The sequence below is a fragment of the Pseudomonas sp. NPDC087817 genome (genome assembly GCF_044742875.1).
Lineage (GTDB): Bacteria > Pseudomonadota > Gammaproteobacteria > Pseudomonadales > Pseudomonadaceae > Aquipseudomonas.
On record NZ_JBIUVJ010000063.1, the window covers coordinates 20,762 to 30,576 of the forward strand.

Annotated in this window: 8 protein-coding genes; 4 read left to right on the plus strand and 4 right to left on the minus strand. The window is 60.6% G+C overall.

What is annotated here, in order from left to right; genetic code table 11:
• Nucleotides 1-120: 120 nt before the first annotated feature.
• The 3 genes from ACIONG_RS25440 to ACIONG_RS25450 all read right to left on the minus strand — a co-directional run bounded on the left by ACIONG_RS25440 (nucleotide 121) and on the right by ACIONG_RS25450 (nucleotide 3,045).
• Entirely contained in the window at nucleotides 121-1,254 is a 1,134-nt protein-coding gene (locus ACIONG_RS25440; protein ID WP_103304653.1) for a sterol desaturase family protein, read from the minus strand.
• A 90-nt stretch (nucleotides 1,255-1,344) separates the two neighbouring features.
• A complete protein-coding gene (gene motB, locus ACIONG_RS25445; protein ID WP_401303439.1) occupies nucleotides 1,345-2,385 on the minus strand; it encodes a flagellar motor protein MotB in 1,041 nt (346 codons plus the stop codon).
• 3 nt (nucleotides 2,386-2,388) lie between these two features.
• Entirely contained in the window at nucleotides 2,389-3,045 is a 657-nt protein-coding gene (locus ACIONG_RS25450) for a motility-associated protein (RefSeq protein ID WP_401303441.1), read from the minus strand.
• 166 nt (nucleotides 3,046-3,211) lie between these two features.
• On the opposite strand from ACIONG_RS25450, the gene ACIONG_RS25455 reads away from it, so the two are divergent.
• From ACIONG_RS25455 to ACIONG_RS25470, 4 genes are all read left to right on the plus strand, one after another.
• A complete protein-coding gene (locus ACIONG_RS25455) occupies nucleotides 3,212-4,750 on the plus strand; it encodes an HDOD domain-containing protein (protein ID WP_401303443.1) in 1,539 nt (512 codons plus the stop codon).
• Nucleotides 4,751-4,792: 42 nt separating this feature from the next.
• Nucleotides 4,793-5,608: a thiosulfate sulfurtransferase gene (gene rhdA, locus ACIONG_RS25460; protein WP_401303445.1), complete on the plus strand. Its 816-nt coding sequence runs from the start codon at nucleotides 4,793-4,795 to the stop codon at nucleotides 5,606-5,608.
• Between the two features lie 18 nt (nucleotides 5,609-5,626).
• Nucleotides 5,627-6,487 (plus strand): archaetidylserine decarboxylase, encoded by an 861-nt coding sequence (gene asd / locus ACIONG_RS25465; RefSeq protein WP_105705899.1) that lies wholly within the window; start codon nucleotides 5,627-5,629, stop codon nucleotides 6,485-6,487.
• Nucleotides 6,488-6,551: 64 nt separating this feature from the next.
• On the plus strand, nucleotides 6,552-8,306 hold the full coding sequence (locus ACIONG_RS25470; RefSeq protein ID WP_401303448.1) for a molecular chaperone: 1,755 nt from the start codon (nucleotides 6,552-6,554) through the stop codon (nucleotides 8,304-8,306).
• Between the two features lie 139 nt (nucleotides 8,307-8,445).
• Here ACIONG_RS25470 and serB read toward each other — a convergent pair whose 3' ends face one another.
• Entirely contained in the window at nucleotides 8,446-9,660 is a 1,215-nt protein-coding gene (serB, locus tag ACIONG_RS25475; protein WP_103304648.1) for a phosphoserine phosphatase SerB, read from the minus strand.
• Nucleotides 9,661-9,815: the final 155 nt, after the last annotated feature.

Consider the following 9,815-nt stretch of genomic DNA (forward strand, 5'->3'; position numbering starts at 1 on the left):
AAAAAAGATAGCTGTAGGGGGATTCTTCAAAATCGGAAGGACATTTCCTTTACAACAACCTGCCGTTCAACAGGCACAAAAAAGCCGCGATCATCGCGGCTTTTTCACATCCACCCCGCCCTACTTCGGCTCAGGCTTCCGAAACGCATACAGATGCTGACGCACAATCCCGCCCGGCAATTCCTTGCCAAACACGCCATAACGCACTGGCCATTCCTTCGGCGGCAGCTTGAAAGTGCCGAACAGCATGTCCACCAGCGGTGTATGGATCGCGTAGTTCTTGTAGATGTAGTCCTTGTGCCGGGCGTGGTGCCAATGGTGGTAACGCGGCAGGACGATCAGGTAATTCAGCCAGCCGCCGTTGATCCGCACGTTGGCGTGGGCCAATACGGCTTGAACGCCAACCAGAATCACGTAGGCATTCAACGCCTGTGGTGCGAAGCCCAGCAGCATCAGCGGCACCAGCACGCCGGTGCGGGTCAGAAGGATTTCGATGAAGTGCACACGCGAGCCAGCAAGCCAGTCCATGTGCGTGCTGGAGTGATGCACGGCGTGGAGGCGCCACAGAAATGGCACGACGTGGTAGAGCCGATGCAGCCAGTACTGGCCAAGATCCGCCACCAGTATCGCGAGCAGGAACTGCACCACCAGCGGCAGACTTTGCACGCTGGCCTGCAAGCCCGGCGACACCGCCCAACCGGCGATATAGCTCGACGAGGCGGTGATGAAGATGAGGATGAACTGCACCAGCATGTGGCTGACGAAAAAGTAGGTCAGGTCGGTACGCCAGTGCGGGCGCAGGATGTTCTGCTCGGGGTCTTTGGAGTAAAGCTTTTCCAGCGGAATAAACACGAGCGCCGAGATCAGCAGCGCCAGCACAAACCAGTCCAGACCGAGCGAGTAAGGGGTCTGCCCGATCTCGCTGACCTGCACATTGGTGCCGCCGAGAAACACCGCCAGGCCTGACGCGACCAGTCCGGTGATGCCCAGGCGTTTACGCTTGTTGAGCAGGATGTTCAGGGTGCCGAGGCTGAACGACAGCACCAGCCCGAGCAACAGCGTGGTACGGGCGAATTGCTCGTCGTAGACCTTGCGCAGTTCGGCCGTGGTCAGCCATTCGGGAAACAGGAAGCAGAATACCGCCAGCAGGCTCAGCAGCCCGAGCGTGGCCGAGATGTAGCCACTGACCCGACCCTCGCCGAATTTGAAGGGAGCGTTGCCGTGCCGCTGAAAATAGGCTTTGAGTCTTTCCATAACTGATCTTCCGTGATTGCGAAAACTGCGACTGGTCAATGCGACGCAGGCAGGCACAAAAAAGCCACGGTCACCGTGGCTTTTTATGGATTACTGCTTCGGCGCGGGGGCCGCACTGCCCGGTTCGGCCGGTTTCGGCGCGGCGTCGTCGAACAGGTTGAGCCGTTCGCGCAACTCGTGTGCCGGTACCGGTTGCTGATCCGCCGGTAGCGCGTTGGGGTCGACCGGCGTTGCCGGAGCGGCGCCGTTCTGACTCTCATCGGCCGGTTTCGCCGGATCGGCACCTTGCGAACCTTCGATCGCGGCTTGGGCCTTTTTGGTCAGCACCACGATGTCGATGCGGCGGTTGACCGGGTTGAACGGGTTTTCCTTGTCGAACAATGCCGACGAGGCGTAACCGACCACCCGCGCCACTTGCGTATCCGGATAGCTGCCCGCAACCAAAGCGCGGCGGGCGGCGTTGGCGCGGTTGGCCGACAGCTCCCAGTTACCGAAATCGCCGGTGCCGGTGTACGGCTTGGCATCGGTGTGGCCGCTGATGCTGATCTTGTTCGGCACCGCTTTGATGGTGTCGGCCATGGCCAGCAGAATGTCTTCGAAGTACGGTTTCAGGCGTGCCGAACCCGAGTCGAACATCGGCCGGTTCTCGGCGTCCATGATCTGGATGCGCAAGCCGTTCGGCGTGATCTCGAAGAGGATCTGGTCCTTGAATTTCTGCAGCTGCGGGTTCTCGTCGACCTTGTTCTGCAGTTCTTGCAGGAGCAGTTCCAGACGTTCTTTCTCAACCTGCTCGGCCATGCCTTCAACCTGTTCGGTGTCGACCGTGACCTTGTCCGGTTGCGGCTGGGATTTAACCTCGGGGTTGAGGGTGTTTTCCGGCGCCAGCGTCGGCGTACCGCCCAGATCGATGATGTACGGCGTGCCGCTTTCGGAGAAGCCGACCGGGTCTTTGAAATAGCCGGCGATGGCGATCTTCTGCTCAGGCGTCGCGGTGGACAGCAGCCACAACACCAGGAAGAACGCCATCATCGCCGTGGCGAAGTCGGCGAAGGCGATTTTCCACGCCCCGCCGTGATGCCCGCCGGCTATGCGCTTGACGCGCTTGATGATAATCGGCTGATTATTTTCCATGACTTAGCGACCGCGAACCGCTTGTTCCAGCTCGGCGAAGCTTGGACGGTGCGCCGGGTACAGAACCTTGCGCCCGAACTCGACCGCCAGCGACGGCGGCATGCCGGAAGCCGAAGCCACCAGCGAAGCCTTGATGGCCTCGTAGACGTTCAGTTCTTCCTTGGCATCGTGAGCCAACGAGTGCGCCAACGGACCGAAGAAACCGTAGGCCGCGAGAATACCGAAGAAGGTACCCACGAGTGCCGCACCCACGTGCAGACCAATGGACTTCTGATCGCCTTCACCCAGCGAGGCCATGGTCACCACGATACCCAGTACCGCCGGGTACTTGGCGAAGATCGGGCTCGCAGCGGCATCTTCGATGTCGCCTTCGATGGCCATCATGCCTTCGCGGCGGCTCTTGTTGAGGATCTCGTAGATCAGGCCGAGCACTTCCAGATAGAAAGTGTGGCTGAAGCGCGAACTGAACATGCTCAGGGATTTCTTGAGCACGTGCATCGTCATGTAACCGGGGTTGGCCTGGAGGAATGCACCCAGTGCCGCACCACCGATGATCATCACCTCGAAAGGCTGGATCAGGGCGGCAATCTTGCCGTGGGAGAGCACGTATCCGCCGAGCACGCTCGCGAATACGACGATGATGCCGATAATTTTAGCCATAGGTAGAAAGTACTTATTTAAGTCGGGTTCAAGGTCATATTCGGAAGTTAAAAAATCTCTTCTTCTACTTATCGGCAAAACTGCGCCAGACTATAGCCAGTTCAGGCGAAAAGCCAATTTAGCCCATGCCGGGCGCGTCTACAGTCAGTGAAGATCTCGTCCAGACATGGCTAATGAAACGAACGTCCCACACGCAAAACCGACCACCGTCGACGGCTGGGTCAAGCTGCTCGACAGCGTCCGCCTGCCCGTACCGCAAGAGGCTCACGACAAAGTCTGCCGGGCGATCCGTGACAATCGCAGCTCGATACGCGACATCGCCGACCTGATGCAGGACAGCCCGGCGCTGGCCTTGAGCATCATCCGTGAGGCGAATCGTCACACCCACGGCAACATGGGCACGCCGGCGGAAAATCTGGAAGTCGCGATCAATCGTCTCGGCCTCGCCCGCACTGAAGAGTTGCTCGCGCGCCTGCCGGCCGAACCGCAGATGCAGATCCCCAAGGCCCTGCGCCAACTGCAAATGATCAGCCAGCACGCTTCGCAGCAAGCCAACGGTTTTTTCGCCAGTCGCCTGGCGCGGCTGTGGCAGGACATTCATTGGGGCAGTCTGCTGTTTCTCTCGCCACTATGGCCATTGGCGCTGACCTATCCACAGCTACTTGAAGAGTGGGAGCTGCGGGTTATCCACAAGGGCGAATCGGCGCGGACTGTCGAGAAGCAATTGTTCGGTGTGCGTCTGCTGAAAATCGCTGAAGCGCTGGTGCAAGTCTGGCATCTGCCGATCTGGGTGCAGCAGGGCTACAAATTGCTGCTCAGCGAACAGCGCGAACTGGTCAAAGTGTTGCGCATCGCCCGCGACAGCGAACATCCGCTGCGCCAGCAAAATCGCCTCGACGATGACCCGACCTTGCGTCGCTGGCTCAATCAGCCGGCCAACACCGTGCTGCTGGCCAATGGTCTGGCGCTGTCGGCACAGCAAGCCTGGGACAGTCCGCACAGCGAGCGTTGGCAATACCTGACCAGCCTTTATCTGCAGATTTCGATGGACGAGGTGCAGCAACAGCTGCACCAGCAAGCCGCCAACAGTGCGCGTCAGCACGCAATGCCCGATTTGTGGCACCCGGCGGTTTCGCTGTTGTGGCCGTGGGGCACCCATCGTTTGCCTGCCGGCATGTTGCCCGCGCCAGCGCCGAATGCAGAAGATTTGACCCAGTGGCGTAAACAGTGCGCCGAACTGCTCGCCGAGCCGAGCCGCTTTACCAATGCCATGAGCCTGACCGTCGCCGCCCGCGATGCCTTGGTTGCCAGCGGCATGCGCCGGGTGATGATCCTGATGGCCGATCGCACGCAATCGAATCTGCGCGTGCATCAGACGTTCGGTCTGCCGAAGGAAGCCGGCGCGCTGAACTTTGGCGTCAGCCAAAGCAAAGTCTTGCAACGACTGCTGACCCAACAGGCGCAGGTGCGGATCAATCCCGAGAACAACGCACAATTCTCCGCGTTATTGCCGGCAGGCCTGCGCACGCTGTTCCGTGGCGAGCACCTGTTCCTGCGCTCATTGCTCAATAATGGCCGGGTGATCATGATCGTCGTTGCCGATCAGGGCGGCGGGCCATTCGCCGACATCAGCGTGCAAGCCTTCGGCAAAACCGCGCAGTGCATCGAAAAGGCCCTGCACAGCTTTAGCAGCCGTGGCCGATGAGGCTGCGCTACAATCCTCCCCTTTGTGCTCTGGAGACCTCACATGTCTGACTTCTCTGGCTTGCCGCTCGTTATCGAACCGAGCGACCTGCTCCCTCGGCTCGAGTCCAGCGAACTGATTCTGGTGGATCTGACTAGCCCTGCCCGCTATGCCGAAGGTCACCTGCCCGGTGCACGGTTTGTCGATCCGAAACGCACCCAGCTCGGCCAGCCGCCGGCGCCGGGGCTGCTGCCGGCGAAAGCCGATCTGGAAGCGTTGTTCGGTGAACTGGGCCATCGCAAAGACGCGGTCTACGTGGTCTATGACGACGAGGGCGGTGGCTGGGCCGGGCGCTTCATCTGGCTGCTCGACATGATCGGTCACGACAAGTACCACTATGTCGATGGCGGTCTGCCGGCGTGGCTGGCGGAAGGTTCGCCGATGTCGATCCAGGTCCCGCCGGCTGTCGGCGGCCCGGTGCCGTTGACGCTGCACGAAGAGCCGACCGCCACCCGCGAATACCTGCAAAGCCGTCTCGGCGCCGCCGATCTGGCGATCTGGGATGCACGCGGGCCGCTGGAATACTCCGGTGAGAAAGTGCTCGCAGCCAAGGCCGGGCACATTCCCGGCGCGGTCAACTTCGAATGGACGGCGGGCATGGACAAGGCACGTCACCTGCGCATTCGCACGGACATGCCGCAGATCCTCGAAGACCTCGGGATCACCAAGGACAAAGAAATCATTACCCACTGCCAGACCCATCACCGGTCGGGCTTCACTTATCTGGTGGCCAAGTCCCTCGGTTATCCGCGGGTCAAGGGCTACGCCGGTTCCTGGGGCGAATGGGGCAACCACCCTGACACGCCTGTCGAGATTTAAGGTTTTTAAGGACAACTAATGAAAGAGCGTCTGTTTATCCTCAGTCAGTACCTGCTGCCTCATCACCTGCTGTCGCGCCTGGCCGGTTGCATCGCCGAGTGCCGCGTGCGCTGGTTCAAGAATGCCTTCACCCAATGGTTCGCCAAACGCTACCAAGTCGACATGTCGCAAGCGCTGGTCGAAGACCTGACCGCTTACGAGCACTTCAACGCCTTCTTCACCCGTGCCCTGAAAGACGGCGCGCGCCCACTGGACCAGACGCCGGGCGCGATCCTCAGCCCGGCCGACGGTGCGGTCAGCCAACTCGGCCCGATCGAACATGGTCGTGTGTTCCAGGCCAAGGGCCACAGCTTCAGCGTGCTGGAACTGCTCGGCGGTGACGCGGCCAATGCGGCGCCGTTCATGGGTGGCGACTTCGCGACTATTTACCTGTCGCCGAAGGACTACCACCGCGTGCACATGCCGCTGGCCGGCACCCTGCGCGAAATGGTCTACATCCCGGGCCGGATCTTCTCGGTCAACCAGACCACCGCCGAAAACGTGCCGGAACTGTTCGCCCGCAATGAGCGCGTAGCGTGCATCTTCGACACCGAGCGCGGCCCGATGGCGGTTGTGCTGGTGGGCGCGATGATCGTTGCTTCGATCGAAACCGTGTGGGCCGGTCTGGTCACGCCGCCCAAGCGTGAACTGAAAACCTTCCGCTACGACGAAGCCGCCCGTGCGCCGATCCACCTGGAAAAAGGTGCTGAACTGGGCCGCTTCAAGCTGGGTTCAACCGCGATCGTGCTGTTCGGCCCGGACCAAGTGAAGTGGGCCGAGGAGTTGGCTGCTGGTTCGCCAGTACAAATGGGCCAAGGCCTGGCACTGCCAAAAGCCTGATGCCTTGCTGTGGGAGCCGCTTCGGCTCCCACAGGTTGCAGCATTTGCTGCTATGGTTTTTGGCATGAGCCAGACCATCTCCCCACCGCTGCTAAGCGCCCCCACTCCGACGCAATCGCGCCTGTCGTTTTGCGACGCCACACCGCGCGACCTCAAGCGCTGGATCGCCGGCCTGCCAAAAGCCAACATCGGCGAAACCGCCCGCCAGTTGTATCAAGGACTGGGCGAGCTCAATCAGTTGGTGACCCCCAGTGACAATCGCCTGCAACTGCTGGAGCTGCTGCGCCCCGAGGTGTATTTCGTCTGCCAGCACCTGGAGCGGCACTTCCTGCATCAGGCAATCATGCTTGATGAGCGCTCGCGCAAGATCAGCAACCTGTGTCAGACGCTGCAAAGTCAGCTGGCCATCGGCTACAAACAGATCCTTTTGCGCATCGCGCCCAAGTACAGCAAGGATCGCGCGGCGCTGATCAGCCTGGCCCTGCAACGGGCGGCGCATGCACTCAAGGGTCAACTGGTGCGCGCCACGCAGTTGTACAGTTCGCCGCCGGAACACCTGTGGTTCGAGCTGCATCAGCTGTATCGCCTCGCCTGTGAATTGCAGTTGCATCAGCGCCGTGTGCATGACGACCTCGCCAGCCTGACCACGGAGCTGAGCCTCGAACAGACTTACATCGCCACCCTGTTATTGGGCAGCGCCCGTTGCAACCAACTGCGCCAAAACCAGATCGCCCGGCTCGCGGAAGTGTTGGAGCCGTGGAGCGCCTTGCTCAAGCTGCGCCCCGGCAGTCCGGACGATGGCTTGTTTGCGATCAGTGCCGACATTGACGTCGGCCCGCGCTACCGCTCGATGTTTCGTAGTGAGCAAAAGCCCGGGCTACTCGGTTTCGATCCGCAGCCGTTGGTGAATGCCATCGAAGCGCATCTGCTGCGTCAGGACACCTCGACGCCACTGCCGATCCCGACAGGCCTCAGCTTCGATACCCTGCAACACTTGCACGCAACCTGGGGCCAGACCGCCGAGCGCAGCTTTCAACGCACCATGGGTCAGGGCACTTTGACCGTGTGCGTGGGCATGAGCGCCCTGCACTTCTACCTCGGCGGCGAACGCACGTTCAGCGAATTGCTCAAGCATCCCGGGGCCCGTGCGGCGAACTTCAGCAGCGTGGTGGCCAAGGGAGAAAAAGACAGCTGGAGTCAGGCCTTCGATGCCGCTCCGCAAAGCCAGGCTGATGAGTTCCTGCCTTATGAGGAAATTCAGTACGACCATCTGGTCGAGGACGAAAACAGCACCGACAACACGCCGCACTATCCGACCTATGCGTTGCCAGTGATCAATCACAGCCCCGGAGGTTATTGCCTTGGCTGGCCGAAAGACGTGCCCGCCGAGTTGCAGGCCGGGGAAATGCTCGGGATTCAGGACAGTGCGAGTCTGGGCTGGAGCATCGCGGTGATTCGCTGGATCCGGCAAGTGCGCGGTGGCGGAACGCAGATGGGCATCGAACTGGTGGCGCCCCATGCACAGCCATGCGGCTTGCAACTGGTGCGTTCGCGAGACGACCACAGTCACTATTTACGCGGATTACTGCTGCCGGAAATCAGCGCAATCGATTTACCGGCAACCTTGCTGGCACCACGACTGCCGTTTCAGGAAGGCAATAAAGTGCTGATCAACACCCACGGCGAGGAGCACCGCGCCGGGCTGGATCGACGGGTGGCGAGTACGCACAGTTTCAATCAGTTTGCTTATCGCTCGCTGGAGGCCGCGCAGAATGGCGGGAGCGAGGAGGATTTTGATTCGTTGTGGAAGTCGCTTTAGGGGCAATCCAGAAACCTGTGGCGAGGGAGCTTGCTCCCGCTGAGTTGCGAAGCGACTCCCTCTGTATCCAGCAAAAGAAGGGGCCTGCTGCGCAGTCCAGCGGGAGCAAGCTCCCTCGCCACAGAGGCCCGCACCAGGCTTAGAGCTGCCCGTCGCGATCGCGGAAACCCAGCAGATACAACACGCCATCAAGACCCAACGTCGAGATCGCCTGCTTCGCCGACTGCTTGACCAGCGGCTTGGCACGGAACGCCACACCCAATCCGGCAATCGCCAGCATCGGCAGATCATTCGCGCCGTCGCCGACCGCGATGGTCTGCTCCAGACGCAAACCTTCCTTGTGCGCCAGCTCCTTCAGCAGGTCTGCCTTGCGCTGCGCGTCGACAATCGGCTCGATCGCCACGCCAGTGCACTTGCCGTCGACCACTTCCAGTTCGTTGGCGAACACATAGTCGATGCCGAGTTTGGCTTGCAACTGTTTGGCGAAATAGGTGAAGCCGCCGGACAGGATTGCAGTCTTGTAGCCTAGACGCTTGAGTTCGGCGAACAGGGTTTCTGCACCTTCGGTCAGCCGCAGCGAGGCGCCGATCGAGTCCAGCACGCTGACGTCCAGGCCTTTGAGCAATGCCAGACGTTCTTTGAAACTGGCGCGGAAATCCAGTTCGCCAGCCATCGCCCGCTCAGTGATCGCCGAAACCTGCTCGCCGACGCCGGCAGCCTTGGCCAATTCATCGATGACTTCAGCTTCGATCAGCGTCGAGTCCATATCGAACACCGCCAGACGACGATTACGACGGAACAGCGAATCTTCCTGGAAGGCGATATCGACGTTCAGCTCTTGAGCGACGCTGAGGAATTCAGCGCGCAGCGCCTGCGGATCCGCCGCTTCACCACGCACGGAGAACTCGATGCAGCCCTTGCCCTTGTCGGCCGGGGTGTCCAATGGCATGCGACCCGACAGACGGTCGATGTGATCGATGTTCAAGCCATATTTGGCGGTGATCGAGCTGACAGCCTGCAGTTGGCCGGCGGTCACTTTGCGGGTCAGCAGGGTAACGATGTGGCGCTTTTTGCCCTGATTGCCCACCCATTGCTGGTAATCCTCTTCAGACACCGGGGTGAAACGCACCTGCTGATCGAGCTCGTAGCCCTTGAACAGGATGTCCTTGAGCACGGATTTACCCTGCTCGGAATCGGGAATTTCCACCAGGATGCCGAACGACAGCATGTCGTGGATCACCGCCTGACCGATGTCGAGAATGTTCACGCCACCCTGTGCCAGAACACCGGTAATGGCCGCCGTCAGACCCGGACGGTCGACTCCCGTGATGTTAATCAGGACGATTTCGCGCAACGCGCACCCCCGCAACTGGAAAAAAACCGCATTCTACCCACTTTCAGTGACCATCGGGCACCGCGAGCGCTTTGCCGGTCTAGGGCCTGTCGCTATACTGCGCGTCAACTTCACGGACAAAAGAGCCGAGGTCAGTGAACCGGCCCACGCCAGTT

Coding starts and splice junctions, on each gene's coding strand:
- ACIONG_RS25440 (WP_103304653.1), bottom strand. CDS start 1,254: ATGGAAAGACTCAAAGCCTATTTTCAGCGGCACGGCAACGCTCCCTTC.
- motB (WP_401303439.1), bottom strand. CDS start 2,385: ATGGAAAATAATCAGCCGATTATCATCAAGCGCGTCAAGCGCATAGCC.
- ACIONG_RS25450 (WP_401303441.1), bottom strand. CDS start 3,045: ATGGCTAAAATTATCGGCATCATCGTCGTATTCGCGAGCGTGCTCGGC.
- ACIONG_RS25455 (WP_401303443.1), top strand. CDS start 3,212: ATGGCTAATGAAACGAACGTCCCACACGCAAAACCGACCACCGTCGAC.
- rhdA (WP_401303445.1), top strand. CDS start 4,793: ATGTCTGACTTCTCTGGCTTGCCGCTCGTTATCGAACCGAGCGACCTG.
- asd (WP_105705899.1), top strand. CDS start 5,627: ATGAAAGAGCGTCTGTTTATCCTCAGTCAGTACCTGCTGCCTCATCAC.
- ACIONG_RS25470 (WP_401303448.1), top strand. CDS start 6,552: ATGAGCCAGACCATCTCCCCACCGCTGCTAAGCGCCCCCACTCCGACG.